Source organism: Sanguibacter biliveldensis (assembly GCF_033798665.1).
Taxonomy (GTDB): domain Bacteria; phylum Actinomycetota; class Actinomycetes; order Actinomycetales; family Cellulomonadaceae; genus Sanguibacter; species Sanguibacter inulinus.
Window position 1 is genome coordinate 2,248,041 of sequence record NZ_CP138359.1, and the last position, 14,844, is coordinate 2,262,884.

Genomic DNA, 14,844 nt, shown 5'->3' on the forward strand with positions numbered 1-14,844 from the left:
GTGGCTGCACGACCTCAGAGACTCAGCGGCTGCGGGTGCCGACGTCCCCGAGGAAGTTGTCGAAGACGTCCCTGTACGCGGCCGCGAGCCGCAGCGCGTCGTGCCGAGGCGTGCCGTCACCGCGCCGGACCTGGCGCATGAGCAGCGTCGCGCCCATCTGCTCGACCTCGGCCAGCAGCAGATCGGGGTCGTCGACGGCGAGAGGGTCCGCGACCACGGCGTCGACGTGGAGGTCCGGGGCGTGGCGGGCCAGGGCGCGCAGGTGCTCGACCGTCGTCATGCCGTGGGTCTCGTCGGTCTCGCTCGCGAGGTTGAGCGTGAGGCAGACCCGGGCCTTGGAGGTGACGAGGGCCTCGGCGAGCTCAGGCACCAGGAGGTGCGGCATGACGGAGGAGAACCACGAGCCCGGACCGAGCACGACCCAGTCGGCGGCCATGACGGCCTCGACGGCCTGCGGGTGGGCGGGCGGGTCCGACGGGATGAGCCGGATGCTCTCGACGCGGCTGGCGGTCGACCCGACGGCGGACTGCCCGACGATGGTCGTCAGCTCGCCGTCCCTGACGACGTCGGCCTCGATCGACAGCGGGACCGACGCCATCGGCAGCACCCGACCGCGGGCACCGAGCAGCCGCCCGACCCAGTCGAGCCCCTCGACGGGATCGTCGAGCAGCTCCCAGAGAGCGACGATGAGCAGGTTGCCCACAGCGTGCTGGTCGAGATCACCCGTGGAGGTGAACCTGTGCTGGAGCAGGTCGCGCCAGGTCCGACCCCACTCGGAGTCGTCGCAGAGCGCGGCCAGCGCCATGCGCAGGTCGCCCGGAGGCAGCACACCGAGCTCTTCGCGCAGCCGACCCGACGAGCCACCGTCGTCCGCCACGGTGACGATCGCGGTCAGCCTGTCCGACATGAGACGCAGCGCGGAGAGGCTCGCGGAGAGACCGTGCCCCCCTCCGAGCGCGACGACAGCGGGGGCGTCGCCAGACCCCACGGTCATTCCTTCCCGAGGTCGCGGGCGGTGACGGCGACGCGGTGGCCGCGGTCGCGCAGGCGCTGCGCGATCTCTTCGCTCACGGCGACCGAGCGGTGCTTGCCACCCGTGCAGCCGATCGCGATCGTCACGTACCGCTTCTCCTCGTTGAGGTACCCCGACAGCACGGGCTCGAGAGCGTCGACGTAGCGGTCGATGAACTCGACGGCCCCCGGGCGTGCGAGCACGAAGTCGCGGACGGGCGCGTCACGGCCTGTGAGGTGGCGCAGCTCGGTGATCCAGTACGGGTTGGACAGGAAGCGCATGTCGACGACATGGTCGGCGTCGAGCGGGATGCCGTACTTGAAGCCGAAGGAGACCACGTTGATACGCAGCGTCTCGGGGCTCTGGCCGGTCTCGGCGACGCTGCGGCGGACCTCGCGGGCGAGGTCGTGGACGTTGAGCTCAGAGGTGTCGATGAGCACGTCGGCGCGGTCGCGCATGGCCGAGAGCAGCTGACGCTCGACGGCGATCCCGTCGAGGATGCGACCCTCGCCCTGGAGCGGGTGCGGCCGGCGGACCTGCTCGAAGCGGCGGACGAGCACCTCGTCAGAGGAGTCGACGAAGAGGATCCGGTACGGGATGCCACGCTTGCGGAACCGTGCGAGCACCTCGGTCAGGTCGTTGAAGAACTCACGGCCACGGACGTCGACGACAGCACCGACACGGGTGATCGACGAACCCGCGCGCGTCATCATGTCGACGAGCGGGACGAGCATCCGGGGCGGGAGGTTGTCGACCACGTACCAGTCGAGGTCTTCGAGCACCATGGCAGCCCTCGACCGGCCGGCGCCCGACATGCCCGTGATGATGAGCACCTCGCTCGCCTCTGGCTCAGGAGGGTGCGTGACGGCCTCGACCTGCGGGATCCCTACGGGGACGGTCTTCGGAGCGACGTCGTCAGTCATGCCTCAAGCATGCCAGTGTTCCGTCGCCGACTCACCCGCAGGTCAGGCCCGCGCGTCGGAGGTCTCGACCGGCGCAGGGCTGGGCACCTCCGGGCTCGGCTCCGGAGAGCCCGCTGCCGGGGAAGCTCCACCCTCGGGAGTGTCCGCCGCTGCCCGCCCCCCGAGCTCCGGCTGCTCGGCTGACGGGACCGCCGCCGACTCCACGGTGTCCGTGGCCGAGCCTTCCTCGGCCGGTGACCCCGCAGGGCGGAGCGCCGCGACCACGGCCTCGGCGGTGCGCTGGCCCATGCCCTGGACCGTGGCGATCTCCTCGGCCGACGCCGCGCGCAGGCGCTTGAGCGAGCCGAAGTGCCGGAGCAGCGCACCCTTGCGGGCCGGGCCCAGACCGGGCACCGAGTCGAGCTCGGAGACCGTCATGCCTTTCCCGCGCTTCTTGCGGTGCGCGGTGATCGCGAAGCGGTGCGCCTCGTCACGGACACGCTGCAGCAGGTACAGGCCCTCGGAGGACCTCTGGAGGATCACGGGGTACTCCTCCCCCGGCACCCACACCTCTTCGAGGCGCTTGGCAAGACCGCACAGGGCGACGTCGTCGATCCCGAGGTCGGCGAGGGCCTTGGCCGCTGCGGCGACCTGGGGCGGGCCGCCGTCGACCACCACGAGGTTCGGCGGATAGGCGAAGCGCTTGCGGTCGGTCGCGGGGGTCTCGGCGTCGACCTCGCCGCCGAAGGTCTCGATCTCGAGGTCGGCCGAGTCCGAGCGCTCCGCGAGGTAGCGTCGGAAGCGGCGGGTGATGACCTCGTACATCGCGGCGGTGTCGTCGCGAGCGCCCTCGCCGTCGGGACCCTTGACACCGAAGGTCCTGTACTCGCTCTTGCGGGCGAGCCCGTCTTCGAAGACGACCATCGACGCGGCCTGGTGGGTGCCCATGGTCGTCGAGATGTCGTAGCACTCGATGCGCAGCGGCGCGCTCTCCAGGTCGAGCGCCTCCTGGATCTCACGGAGCGCGAGGCTCCGGTTGGTGAGGTCGCCCGCGCGCCGGGTGCGGTGCAGGGCGAGCGCGTGCTCGGCGTTCTTGAGCACCGTCGCGGCGAGCTCACGCTTGTCACCACGCTGCGGGACGCGGATGTCCACGCGCGCACCGCGCAGGCCGGAGAGCCAGGTGGTCATCTCCTCGAGGTGCGCCGGGAGGACGGGGACGAGGACCTCGCGCGGGACCAGCCCGCTGTCGCGGGCGGCCTTCACGTCGCCGCCGGCCGCCTCGTCGGCGGTGCCGTAGACCTGCTGGAGCAGGTGCTCGACGAGGTCCGCGTCGGTGAGGTCTTCGACCTTCTCGACGACCCAGCCGCGCTGACCGCGGATGCGGCCACCCCGGACGTGGAACACCTGGACAGCAGCCTCGAGCTCGTCGCCGGTGAGCGCGAAGATGTCGGCGTCGGTCCCGTCCTGGAGGACGACGGCGTTCTTCTCCATCGCGCGCTCGAGCGCGCCGATGTCGTCACGCAGCCGGGCAGCGCGCTCGTAGTCGAGGTTCTGGGCGGCCATGCCCATCTCGTCGCGCAGGCGCCGCATGAACTTCGCGGTGTCACCGGCCATGAAGGCGCAGAAGTCTTCGGCCAGGGCGCGGTGGGCGTCCTTGGAGATGCGCTCGACGCACGGTGCTGCGCACTTGTCGATGTACCCGAGCAGGCATGGCCGACCCGACTGCTGGGCGCGCTTGTAGACGCCCGCCGAGCAGGTGCGGATCGGGAAGACCCGCAGCAGCAGGTCGAGGGTCTCGCGGATCGCCCAGGCGTGGGCGAAGGGACCGAAGTACCGGGTGCCGGCGCGCTTGGAGCCACGCATCACCTGGGCGCGCGGGACCGACTCCCCCATCGTCACGGCCAGGTACGGGTACGACTTGTCGTCGCGGTACTTGACGTTGAAGCGCGGGTCGAACTCTTTGATCCACGAGTACTCGAGGGCGAGGGCCTCGACCTCGGTCCCGACGACGGTCCACTCGACCGAGCACGCCGTCGTGACCATGGTCTGGGTGCGCGGGTGCAGCGCGGAGAGATCCTGGAAATAGCTGGAGAGCCGCGCGCGGAGGTTCTTGGCCTTGCCGACGTAGATCACGCGTCCGTGCTCGTCGCGGAAGCGGTAGACCCCTGGCGTCGTCGGGATCTCGCCCGGCGCGGGTCGGTATGTTGCTGGATCGGCCATAGGACGAGCCTAGTCGGGGCGGCTGACACGGACCGCGCCAGAGAGGGCGGCGTGGGTCACGCCCTCCTCAGACGTGACCGGTGTCACATCTGGTGAACTCCGGATACGGTGGGCCGATGGGAGCCTTCCACGCGTACACCGCCACGATCACCTGGACCGGAGCCGGCGAGACCGGGACCTCCAGCTACACCGCCTACTCACGCGACCACGTGGTCGCCGTCGAGGGGAAGCCCGACATCTTGGCGAGCTCTGACCCGGCGTTCCGCGGGGACAGCGCCCGCCACAACCCCGAAGAGCTGTTCGTCGCCTCGCTCTCCGAGTGCCACATGCTGTGGTTCCTGCACGTCGCGGCGCAGTCGGGCGTGATCGTCACGGCGTACTCCGACTCCCCCGTCGGGACGATGCGCGTCGAGGCTGCCGGTGCCGGGCAGTTCACCGAGATCGAGCTGCGCCCGAAGGTGACCGTGTCCTCCGAGGCGTCAGACGACGTCGTGGCCGAGCTGCACGAGAAGGCTCATGCGCACTGCTTCATCTCCCGCTCGGTCAACTTCCCCGTGCACGTGCGGCCGGTGGTCCACGCGGCCGGCTGAGCAGAGCACCACAGGCTCAGGCCGAGGCCTCGCCGACCAGGTCTTCCCTCAGATAGCGCGCGTACCCACCAGGAGTGCGCCCCTGCTGGCGTCCGGACGTCAGCACCCAGGCGTCGTCGCTCGCGACCACCGTGGCTCCCGTGGCGCGCGCCCGGGCGACGAGCGCGACGTCTTCGTGCTCTTCGACGGGCGGATAGCCGCCGGCAGCCGCGTACACGTCCGCACGCATCCCGAGGTTCGCACCGTGCACATGGCCGTTCGCTCGGCCCGGGACATGGGTCGCCTGCCACGCCGCACGCTGACGGTGCGTGAGGTCGGCAGGGTCGGGACGGACCGTGCCGACGACGACGTCCGCCCCCTGGTCGGCGAGACCGGCCTGCGACGACACCCAGTGCGCGGGGACGAGCGAGTCGGCGTCGGTCGACGCGATCCAGATCGCCTGGTCGGACAGGGGGCCGTAGATCTCCCGGAGGGCCTCGAGGCCGACCTCGACGCCCGTGGCCCGGGCGGCGCCGACCCGTCGCTCGGACACCTCGACCACGCGGAACGGCGACAGTCGAGCGATGCTCGCGGAGGCGTCCGTGCAGCCGTCGAGGACGAGCACGACCTCGACCGGCGCCCCTCCCACCCGCGCCTGCTCATGGTGCACAGCATGGCGGAGCCCGGCTATGCACCTGCCGAGCAGCGCCTCTTCGTCGTGCACGGGGACGACCACGCAGACAGCACGAATCTGCGTCCCGGGCTCGTGGCCCTCGACGGAGCGTGCGCCGTGGGCAGGGGCGCCCGTCACAGCAGGCCTGTCTCTCGTGCGACGGAACGCGCCGGCGGGCGCACCAAGACGTCGAGCAGGAAGTCTTCTTCCTCGTGCCGGAGGAGCCGGACCAGGTCGGTCCGCTCAGCAGCCGCCGCGTGGACCTCGTCGCCACTGAGCGGGTACTCCTCGACCTCGTGGCGCCAGTGGCAGAGCACCAGCACACCGTCCGGCGTGAGCGAGGCGACCGCGCGGTCGAGCATCGTCACGAGGTCCTCGGGGCCGTAGTAGTAGCCGACCTCGGAGAGCACGATCAGGTCGAAGTCCCCAGCGGGCCATTCGCGCGGTGTCGTCAGCTGCTCGAAGCGTGCGCCGTCGCCCAGGCGTCGACGCGCGACATCGAGCGGGGCGGCGGCGATGTCGACCCCGAGGATCGTGCCGCACCGCTGGCTGAGCGCCTCGGTCAGCACACCCGTCGAGCAGCCGATCTCCAGCCCGGCGCGGAAGGTCTGGCGCGGGAGGCTCGCGAGGGTGATCGCACGCTTGCGTTCTTCGTACCAGCGCGACTCGAAACCCCAAGGGTCCGATCGGCCCTCGTAGAAGCTGTCGAAGAACTCTTCACCGAGGCTGCTGGTCATGGTGGGCTGCTCCGACGCATCGTCGGGCTGGGCAGGGTCTGCCTCTGCTCTCTCCTCGACGACGAAGACCTCGTAGGGCCTGTCGAAGTGGCGGAGCATCTCCGGGCCGAGCAGCGCCTCGTCGCCTGGCTGGTCCGACAGCGGGGCGACCTGGCTCCGGTGCTCCGCGAGAGAACGACGCCGACTGTCCGGCTCGTCGCCGGTCAGGTCGAGCCGACGCATCGACGACCATGGATGCGCGGGGTCGTCCGGGGAACCCCAGTGCCAGAACCACACGGGGTACTCGACCAGGCGCAGCTCTCGCTCGCCAGCCGCCCCCTGCACGACCTCCCGCGCGACCTCGCCGACGATGCGGTGGTCTCGGTGCCCGTCGCCGGCCCACGGTGCGACGACCAGCGTCGTGCCCTCGCGGCCGTGCGGACCGTCAGCCGTGACCACAGACCCGACCGACGACCTGAGCTCAGCCCGGTGCTCGCGCAGCCCGCCGTCAGGCAACCCGAGGAGGTGCACCGCCGCTCCGGGGGCGACGTGCTGGACCGCCGAGAGCAGCTCGCGCCGGCGGGTGCGGACGAGCTCCTCGACGCTCGTCGTCGGAGAGTCAGGGTGGGAGGCCTCTCCGTCCGAGGCGATGACGTAGGAGACGCGCGCGCCCGCCCGGGCGAGACGGGCGACGAGCCCGGCAGCCCCGAGCGTCTCGTCGTCCGGGTGGGCCGCCAGCACGACGACGCGCAGCGCAGAACGAGCGGCGAGGGCCTCGAGCCCGGAGACCTCGAACGGCTCGAGCTCGCCGAGCCTGCCTGACTGCTCCCAGTCGGCCTCGGGCGTCCCGACGTCGCGGTGGTCGAAGCTCACCATGGTCGGACCCCGCCCGAGAGCAGGGCCTTGCCGAGGGACGCGTCGTCGCGCTCGGCGTGGTGCTGACGGACGTAGACCGCGAGGTCGGCAACCCTGCGGGCGTGCCGCTCGTCGGCGGTCAGCGGACCAGGGCCTCGGGTGTGCGCGGACCGCGTGAGGACCTCCTCGACCGTGCGGGCGACTGTCCCACGTGTGCGGCGAGCGAGGATCGAAGGAGTCTGAGCACCAGCCGAGCCTGGCGAGACGCCGAGGAGCGGGTCGCCGTGGCCACCGGCTGCTCTGTCGGCCGCTGACGGCGGCGCATCGACGACGGTCGCTGCGTCGAGGAGCGCGGCTCGCGACGCTCGCAGGCTCGTGTCGACGGCTCCGAGCTGTGCGAGCGCGATCTGGTCGGGTTCGCGCTCACCGAGGGAGTCGAAGAGGTCGCGGGCCACACCGACAGCCCCGCCCCACCAGGCTGCCGCGACGCCGATGCCTCCCCAGGCGAAGCCAGGGCGCGTGAGGTACCACTCGTCGTCGCCGACGGGGATCGCCCGGACGGAGCGGAAGGTCACCGGGGCAGAGACGACCTGCCGCAGGCCGCGGGAGACCCACGGTCCGGTCTCGGGCCTCACGCCGTCGTCTCGCAGCGACACGGCGAAGAGCCGCCTGCCGGTGGGAGTCCAGGCGGTCACCAGGGCGTGGCTGAGGTCGGCGGCGAGCGAGCACCACGGCTTCACCCCGTCGAGCTGCCAGCCGCCGCCGACCGGGCGCGCCTCGAGACGCACTCCCGGTCCTTCGGCGGCGAACACGCCCCAGCTGCTCGGGGTGTCTCCCAGCTCGGCGAGGTCCGTGCCGTCGGGTGCCTGGTCGAGGATCGAGAGCGCGTCGAGGTGCGGCTCGAGGACGCGGGCCACACCGACGTCGAGCGCCGCCGTGGACGCGAGAGTCTCCCAGAGCTCGAGGGTGCGGCCGAGCCCGGGCCCCGGCACGAGGTCACCGATCCGGACCGCCCAGTCGACGGAGGCCGGCACGTCGGTCCCCAGGTCGGGGACCTCGGCGAGCAGGGCGTCGATCGCGGTCGACCGGCGGGTGGGCCGGCCGCTCGTCAGGTCTGCTCGGTGCACGCCACCCTCGAGCGTGGTCGTCGGTCGCTGCACGCCTACCTCGTCTCTCCTCCGCCAGCCACGCTGGGTCACGCCAGCCCGGTGCCGCGCAGTCAGTGGATCGTACGCAGGCGGCCGCGCTCCTGCACGGCGAGACGCTGCGCCGTCCTCCTGGGGTCGTAGACGGTTCGTCCAGGCCGCCTGACGGCTTGGGCTCACCCCCGCTCAGGACGCGAGCTGCTCGAGCGTTCCTGACTGCCCTGTGCGGGCTCTGCCGACTGTGCCCGTCGCAGCATGACGACAGGTCCGACGAGCCACAGGGCGAGCACGACGAGCAGCACCACAGCCCCGGTCAGGAGGGCAGCAGGCCGGGTGAAGATCACGTCGACGAGGAAGAACGTCACGCCGGTGAGTACGAGACCGAGGACCACCAGCCCTGTGCGGGCGCACACGTCCGCCTCCCGGACGAGCAGGAGCCGCAGGTGGCGACGGAAGAGGACCCTGTGGGCCGCGACAGGCGCGACGAGCAGGACCGTCGCGAGCACGGACAGCAGGAGCAGCGTGACGTAGGTGCCCCGCTGGAGGCTGTCGAGCTCCGCGAAGGCCTGCTGGAACGGCAGCGTGACGAGGAAGCCCGTGAGGATCTGGCTGCCTGTCTGCGTGACCCGGAGCTCCTGCAAGAGCTCCGCCCAGTTGCGGTCGGCTCGCTCGGAGACGCTCTCGTCACGGTCGTCGACGGGGTTGTGGGTGCCGCTCGTCGGGCGGCGGCTCGAAGGCGTATCGCTCATCTTCCCGAGTGTGGCACCGGGCCTCGGTGGGGACCATCGCACGAGGGGCTGCAGCACGAGAGGCGGCACCCCTGCGGGTACCGCCTCTCGTCACCGCCCGACCGACTGTCGTCGGAGGCGGCACGTGCTCAGCCGCTCGTGGCCCAGCACGTCACTCCTTGAGCTTGGCCTTCGCCCGGCTCGCGGGCTTCTTGGCTGGCTTCTTCGTGACGGCAGCGGCTGCGGTCTTCTTCGGCAGCGGCGCGACACCCGCGGGCTCATGGTTCTGGAGCACCTCGGCGAGGAACCGGCCTGTGTGGCTGGCCTCGACCGACGCGACCAGCTCGGGTGTGCCCTCGGCGACCACGAGGCCACCACCGGACCCGCCCTCGGGGCCCATGTCGATGACCCAGTCGGCGTTCTTGATGACGTCCAGGTTGTGCTCGATCACCAGGACCGAGTTCCCCTTGTCCACCAGAGACTGGAGCACCGCGAGCAGCTTGCGGATGTCTTCGAAGTGCAGACCCGTGGTCGGCTCGTCGAGGACGTAGATCGTCCGACCCGTCGAGCGCTTCTGCAGCTCGCTCGCGAGCTTGACGCGCTGCGCCTCACCACCCGAGAGCGTCGGGGCGGACTGCCCGAGACGCACGTAGCCCAGACCCACGTCGACGAGCGTCTTGAGGTGACGTGAGATCGCCGGGACCGCCGCGAAGAACTCGTTGGCCTCTTCGATCGGCATGTCGAGCACGTCGGCGACGGTCTTGCCCTTGAAGTGCACCTCGAGGGTCTCGCGGTTGTACCGCGCCCCGTGGCAGACCTCGCAGGGGACGTAGACGTCCGGGAGGAAGTTCATCTCGATCTTGAGCGTGCCGTCGCCAGAGCACGCCTCGCAGCGCCCGCCCTTGACGTTGAAGGAGAAGCGTCCGGGCGTGTAACCGCGGACCTTCGCCTCGCTCGTGTCGGCGAAGAGGCGTCGGACGTGGTCCCACACACCCGTGTAGGTGGCGGGGTTCGAGCGCGGTGTGCGTCCGATCGGCCCCTGGTCGACGTGGACCACCTTGTCGAGGTGCTCGAGCCCGGTGACCCGCTTGTGGCGGCCGGCGACCTGGCGGGCGCCATTGAGCTCGTTGGCGAGCACCGTGTAGAGGATCGAGTTGACCAGCGTCGACTTGCCCGAGCCCGACACACCCGTGACAGCCGTGAGCACCCCGAGCGGGAAGCTCACGTCGATCCCGGTGAGGTTGTGCTCGCGCGCACCGACCACGGTCAGCTGGCGCTTGGGGTCGACGGGACGGCGCAGCGTCGGCATCGGGATGGAGCGACGGCCGGCGAGGTACGCGCCGGTGACCGACTCCGGGGCCTCGAGCAGACCCGCGTAGTCGCCGGAGTGCACCACACGACCACCGTGCTCACCAGCACCCGGGCCGATGTCGACGACCCAGTCCGCAGTGCGGATCGTGTCTTCGTCGTGCTCGACGACGATCAGCGTGTTGCCGAGGTCGCGCAGGCGAGTCAGCGTGTCGATGAGGCGGCGGTTGTCCCGCTGGTGCAGACCGATGCTCGGCTCGTCGAGGACGTAGAGCACGCCGACGAGGCCTGATCCGATCTGGGTCGCGAGGCGGATGCGCTGGGCCTCTCCACCGGACAGGGTGCCGGCGGGACGCATGAGCGAGAGATAGTCGAGCCCGACGTCGAGCAGGAACCCGAGACGGTCCTGGATCTCCTTGAGGACCTGCGTCGCGATCGCACGCTCGCGCACACCCAGCTGCAGGTTGTCGAGGAAGTCGCGGGCCTCGCGCAGCGGGAGGGCGCAGACCTCGGCGATCGACTTGCCGTCGACGCGGACCGCGAGCACCTCAGGCTTGAGGCGCGTGCCGTCGCAGACGGGGCACGGGACCTCGCGCATGTAGGCCTCGTACTTCTCCTTCGACCACTCGGAGTCGGTCTCGGAGTGACGGCGCTCGAGGAAGGAGATGACCCCCTCGAAACCTGTCGAGTACTGACGCTCACGGCCCCAGCGGTTGCGGTACTTGACCTGCACCTCGTGGTTCTGTCCGTGCAGCACAGCGTTGCGGGCGCGCTCGGGCAGCGCTCGCCACGGGACGTCCATCGAGAAGCCGAGGTCCTTGGCGAGAGCGCCGAGGACCCGCTGGTAGTACTCGGAGGAGGTCTGCGACCACGGGGCGACGGCCCCGTCGGCGAGCGACCTGTCTTCGTCGGGGATGACGAGCTCAGGGTCGATCTCGAGGCGCATGCCGATGCCCGTGCACTCGGGGCACGCACCGTAGGGCGCGTTGAAGGAGAAGGTCCGCGGCTCGATCTCGTCGAGGGTGAGCACGTGGTCGTTCGGGCACGCGCGGTGCTCGGAGAACCGGCGCTCCCGGTCCGGGTCGCCCTCCTCCGCGTCGACCATCTCGACGACCAGGAGACCACCCGCGAGGCCGAGGGCGGTCTCGACCGAGTCGGTCAGACGACGCTGGACGCCCTCGCGCGAGACGAGACGGTCGACGACCACCTCGATGGTGTGCTTGAGCTTCTTCTCGAGCGTCGGGGGCTCGGTGAGCTGGACGACCTCGCCGTCGACCCGGGCACGGGCGAAGCCCTTCGACTGGAGCTCCTTGAACAGGTCCGCGTACTCACCCTTGCGCCCGCGGACGACAGGTGCGAGCACCTGGTACCGCGTGCCCTCGGGGAGCTCGAGCAGCCTGTCGACGATCTGCTGCGGGGTCTGGGCGGTGACACGCTCGCCGCACACCGGGCAGTACTGCGTGCCGGCGCGCGCGAAGAGCAGACGGAGGTAGTCGTAGACCTCGGTGATGGTGCCGACGGTCGACCGAGGGTTCCGGTTGGTCGACTTCTGGTCGATCGACACCGCGGGCGAGAGGCCCTCGATGAAGTCGACGTCGGGCTTGTCCATCTGGCCGAGGAACTGGCGCGCGTACGCGGACAGCGACTCGACGTACCGTCTCTGCCCTTCGGCGAAGATGGTGTCGAAGGCCAACGAGGACTTCCCAGAGCCTGACAGACCGGTGAAGACGATCAGGGCGTCACGGGGAAGATCCAGGTCGACGTTGCGGAGGTTGTGCTCACGGGCACCTTGGACGACGAGGCGATCACTCACCCCGACATCGTACGGTCGACCACCGACACGCGCACACCTGTTCGAAGAACTGTGACCGGGTCGCACGTCTCGCGTGCCGTCGCCAGGCCCCACTGCAGCCGCCCTCACGGCTCCGAGCCCCGCGACGTGACGGTAGCCTCCTGAGCCCTCGACGCGGCCCCAGATGCCTCCCGCACCGCTCCGACCTCCCCCGACGTGCTCGACGACCGTCGAGAGACCACAATCGGGAGATGCCTGACAGCCCTGCGCTCGACACCACCCCCTGCTCGACACCGATCGCGGACTACGCGGTCCTGGGCGACGGGCGGTCCTGCGCACTCGTCAGCCGGACAGGGTCGGTCGACTGGTTGTGCCTGCCCGACTTCGACTCACCGGCGTGCTTCGCCGCGCTGCTGGGCACCCCCGAGAACGGACGGTGGCTGCTGACGGTCCGCGACCCCGTCTCGGTGACACGGCGGTATCTCGGCGACTCCTTCGTCCTCGAGACCACCTACACGACGGCGACAGGCACGGCACGCGTCGTCGACGCCATGCCACCCGGCGACGGGCGGGCGGACCTGGTCCGCGAGCTCGAGGTGCTCGACGGCCACGTGACGATCGAGCACGAGTGGGTGGTGCGCTTCGGCTACGGCGCCTACGAACCCTGGGTGAGCCGGGTCGACGACGACCACCGGACCGGGCGCCACGCGATCCGCGCCGTCGCCGGCCCAGACTCGTTGCTGCTGCGCGGCACCCGGCTGCCGCGGGCCGAAGACCACCGTCACCGAGACGTCTTCGAGGCGAGCGAGGGTGAACGGTTCACGTTCTCCTCGACCTGGACACCGTCCTGGGGTGCGACTCCCCCACCGCTGTCCGTCGCGCACGTGATCGCCACAGCGACCGACAGCTGGCACGACTGGGCCCGTCAGACTCCCTACTCCGGCCCCTACCGCGAGCCGCTCGTCAGGTCTTTGCTCGTCCTGCGACTCCTGACGAGCAGCACGACCGGCGGGATCGTCGCGGCGGCGACCACCTCCCTGCCCGAAGACTTCGGCGGGGAGCGCAACTGGGACTACAGGTACTGCTGGTTGCGCGACGCCGCCATGACCCTCGAGGCGCTCGTCGAGTCTGGCTACCACGACGAGATCGTCGGATGGCGCGACTGGTTGCTGCGCGCGGTCGCCGGTGACCCTGAAGACCTGCAGATCATGTACGGCGTCGACGGGCGTCGCGACCTCCCCGAGCACGAGCTCGACCACCTGCCCGGGTACGCGGGCTCCAGGCCCGTGCGGGTGGGGAACGCGGCCGTGGACCAGGTGCAGAACGACGTGCTCGGCGAGGTCATGTGCGCCCTCGACATGGCGCGGGACGCTGGCCTCACGGAGACGGCCGACAGCTGGTCGCTGCAGAGGCACCTCGTCGACGCGCTCGTCGAGCACTGGGACCGCCCTGACCGCGGGATCTGGGAGGTCCGAGGACCCGAGCGGGACTTCGTGCACTCGCGCGTGATGAGCTGGGCAGCGATCGACCGAGCCGTCAGGGGTGTCGAGGTGCACGGCCTCGACGGGCCCGTCGAGCACTGGAAGGCTGCCCGTGACGAGATCCACGCCCAGGTGATGGAGCACGGCTTCGACACGGGGCTCGGTGCCTTCGTCCAGTACTACGGAGCCGAGCACACGGACGCGTCTCTGCTGCAGATGGCCCAGGTGGGGTTCATCGACCCGACCGACGAGAGGTTCGTCGGGACGGTCCGGGAGATCCAGCGGACCCTCGCCACCGAGCACGGCTTCGTCAGGCGCTACGAGACCGAGCAGACAGGTGACGGCCTGGAGGGCGACGAGGCGCCGTTCCTCGTGTGCTCCTTCTGGCTCGTCGACGCCCTCGCCCGCACCGGCCAGACCGACGAGGCGCAGCAGCTGCTCGACACCCTCGTGGGCTCGGCCAACGACCTCGGGCTCATGGCTGAGCAGTACGACGACGGGCGCGCACGGATGGCCGGGAACTTCCCGCAGGCCTTCTCCCACCTCGGGCTCGTGCGCGCTGTCCACAGCCTCGACCGAGCCACGAGCGACTGTGGCGGTCTGCACTCCGCGGGGCACCACGCCCCCAGCACGACGAGCCCGGGGACGACTGGCACCGGGACGACCAGCACAGGCACGACGACCACCGGCACGGCGGAGGCGCCGAGCGGCGCTCCGAGGACGAGGGAGGACGCACCATGACCGACGACCAGAGCACCGCGCCGGCTTCGCCGACACGACTGACCCGGCTCGACCACGTCGACCTCAGGTCGGTGGCGGTCGGCCCGATGGACAACAACGCCTACCTGCTGACCTGCCGGACCACCGGCGCGCAGGTGCTCGTCGACGCCGCTGCCGACTCGGACCGGCTGCTCGCGCTCGTGCGCGAGGGCTCGGGGTCTGCGCGCCTCGACCTCGTCGTCACCACCCACAGCCACCACGACCACGTCGGGGCGCTCGAAGACATGGTCGGTGTCACCGGGGCGACGACGGCCGCGGGTGCCGAGGACGCCGAGGCCATCAGCGTGCCCACGCGGCAGCGCCTGCACGCGGGCGAGCACCTCGTCGCCGGGACGATCGACCTCGAGGTCGTCCCGCTCCGCGGCCACACCCCCGGGTCGGTCGCCCTCGTGCTGGTCGAGCCGGACGAGGTGTCTGAGCCCGACGCTGTCGCCGGTCGCACCCACATCTTCTCCGGTGACTCTCTGTTCCCCGGCGGGGTCGGCAACACCAACCACGACCCGGAGCGGTTCGCGCAGCTCCTCGGTGACGTCGAGGAGAAGATCTTCGCCCGGTTCCGGGACGACACCGTCATCCACCCCGGGCACGGAGCGCCGACCACCCTCGGCGCTGAGCGTCCGCACCTCGACGAGTGGCGGTCCCGCCGCTGGTGAAGGTGCTTGA

The 14,844-nt window shown here is 70.8% G+C and carries 11 protein-coding genes; 3 read left to right on the forward strand and 8 right to left on the reverse strand.

Annotated features, from left to right (window positions below):
* Positions 1–22 precede the first annotated feature (22 nt).
* Genes SANBI_RS09820 through uvrC form a run of 3 tightly spaced genes read right to left on the reverse strand, consistent with a single transcriptional unit; the run spans position 23 to position 4,134 of the window.
* Positions 23–994 (reverse strand): gluconeogenesis factor YvcK family protein, encoded by a 972-nt coding sequence (locus SANBI_RS09820; protein WP_408669698.1) that lies wholly within the window; start codon positions 992–994, stop codon positions 23–25.
* A complete protein-coding gene (gene rapZ, locus SANBI_RS09825; protein WP_056133306.1) occupies positions 991–1,935 on the reverse strand; it encodes an RNase adapter RapZ in 945 nt (314 codons plus the stop codon). The genes SANBI_RS09820 and rapZ overlap by 4 nt, the downstream gene beginning before the upstream one ends.
* Before the next feature lie 42 nt (positions 1,936–1,977).
* The gene (gene uvrC, locus SANBI_RS09830; RefSeq protein ID WP_319154561.1) at positions 1,978–4,134 is read right to left on the reverse strand and encodes an excinuclease ABC subunit UvrC; all 2,157 of its coding nucleotides are present in this window, start codon (positions 4,132–4,134) and stop codon (positions 1,978–1,980) included.
* A 116-nt stretch (positions 4,135–4,250) separates the two neighbouring features.
* Between uvrC and SANBI_RS09835 the strand changes: the two genes are divergently transcribed.
* The gene (locus SANBI_RS09835) at positions 4,251–4,724 is read left to right on the forward strand and encodes an OsmC family protein (protein WP_319154563.1); all 474 of its coding nucleotides are present in this window, start codon (positions 4,251–4,253) and stop codon (positions 4,722–4,724) included.
* Between the two features lie 16 nt (positions 4,725–4,740).
* On the opposite strand, the gene SANBI_RS09840 is transcribed toward SANBI_RS09835, so the two are convergent.
* From SANBI_RS09840 to uvrA, 5 genes are all read right to left on the reverse strand, one after another.
* The gene (locus SANBI_RS09840; RefSeq protein ID WP_319154565.1) at positions 4,741–5,514 is read right to left on the reverse strand and encodes a glycosyltransferase family 2 protein; all 774 of its coding nucleotides are present in this window, start codon (positions 5,512–5,514) and stop codon (positions 4,741–4,743) included.
* Positions 5,511–6,968, reverse strand: coding sequence for a bifunctional PIG-L family deacetylase/class I SAM-dependent methyltransferase (locus SANBI_RS09845; RefSeq protein WP_319154568.1), 1,458 nt, complete (start codon positions 6,966–6,968; stop codon positions 5,511–5,513). The genes SANBI_RS09840 and SANBI_RS09845 overlap by 4 nt, the downstream gene beginning before the upstream one ends.
* The gene (locus SANBI_RS09850) at positions 6,962–8,107 is read right to left on the reverse strand and encodes an acyl-CoA dehydrogenase family protein (RefSeq protein WP_319154570.1); all 1,146 of its coding nucleotides are present in this window, start codon (positions 8,105–8,107) and stop codon (positions 6,962–6,964) included. Before SANBI_RS09850 ends, SANBI_RS09845 begins: the two co-directional genes overlap by 7 nt.
* 161 nt (positions 8,108–8,268) lie before the next feature.
* Positions 8,269–8,841 carry a DUF6328 family protein gene (locus SANBI_RS09855; RefSeq protein WP_319154573.1) on the reverse strand — a complete coding sequence of 191 codons (573 nt, stop codon included), beginning with the start codon at positions 8,839–8,841 and terminating at the stop codon, positions 8,269–8,271.
* Between the two features lie 151 nt (positions 8,842–8,992).
* Positions 8,993–11,941: an excinuclease ABC subunit UvrA gene (gene uvrA / locus SANBI_RS09860; protein ID WP_056133318.1), complete on the reverse strand. Its 2,949-nt coding sequence runs from the start codon at positions 11,939–11,941 to the stop codon at positions 8,993–8,995.
* A 230-nt stretch (positions 11,942–12,171) separates the two neighbouring features.
* Between uvrA and SANBI_RS09865 the strand changes: the two genes are divergently transcribed.
* Entirely contained in the window at positions 12,172–14,142 is a 1,971-nt protein-coding gene (locus tag SANBI_RS09865) for a glycoside hydrolase family 15 protein (RefSeq protein ID WP_319154576.1), read from the forward strand.
* Positions 14,139–14,834: an MBL fold metallo-hydrolase gene (locus SANBI_RS09870; protein WP_319154579.1), complete on the forward strand. Its 696-nt coding sequence runs from the start codon at positions 14,139–14,141 to the stop codon at positions 14,832–14,834. The genes SANBI_RS09865 and SANBI_RS09870 overlap by 4 nt, the downstream gene beginning before the upstream one ends.
* Positions 14,835–14,844: the final 10 nt, after the last annotated feature.

Excerpts from the sequence above, each read along its gene's own strand:
- SANBI_RS09865 (WP_319154576.1), top strand. The coding sequence starts at position 12,172 with ATGCCTGACAGCCCTGCGCTCGACACCACCCCCTGCTCGACACCGATC.
- SANBI_RS09820 (WP_408669698.1), bottom strand. The coding sequence starts at position 994 with ATGACCGTGGGGTCTGGCGACGCCCCCGCTGTCGTCGCGCTCGGAGGG.
- uvrC (WP_319154561.1), bottom strand. The coding sequence starts at position 4,134 with ATGGCCGATCCAGCAACATACCGACCCGCGCCGGGCGAGATCCCGACG.
- SANBI_RS09855 (WP_319154573.1), bottom strand. The coding sequence starts at position 8,841 with ATGAGCGATACGCCTTCGAGCCGCCGCCCGACGAGCGGCACCCACAAC.
- SANBI_RS09845 (WP_319154568.1), bottom strand. The coding sequence starts at position 6,968 with ATGGTGAGCTTCGACCACCGCGACGTCGGGACGCCCGAGGCCGACTGG.
- rapZ (WP_056133306.1), bottom strand. The coding sequence starts at position 1,935 with ATGACTGACGACGTCGCTCCGAAGACCGTCCCCGTAGGGATCCCGCAG.
- SANBI_RS09870 (WP_319154579.1), top strand. The coding sequence starts at position 14,139 with ATGACCGACGACCAGAGCACCGCGCCGGCTTCGCCGACACGACTGACC.
- SANBI_RS09835 (WP_319154563.1), top strand. The coding sequence starts at position 4,251 with ATGGGAGCCTTCCACGCGTACACCGCCACGATCACCTGGACCGGAGCC.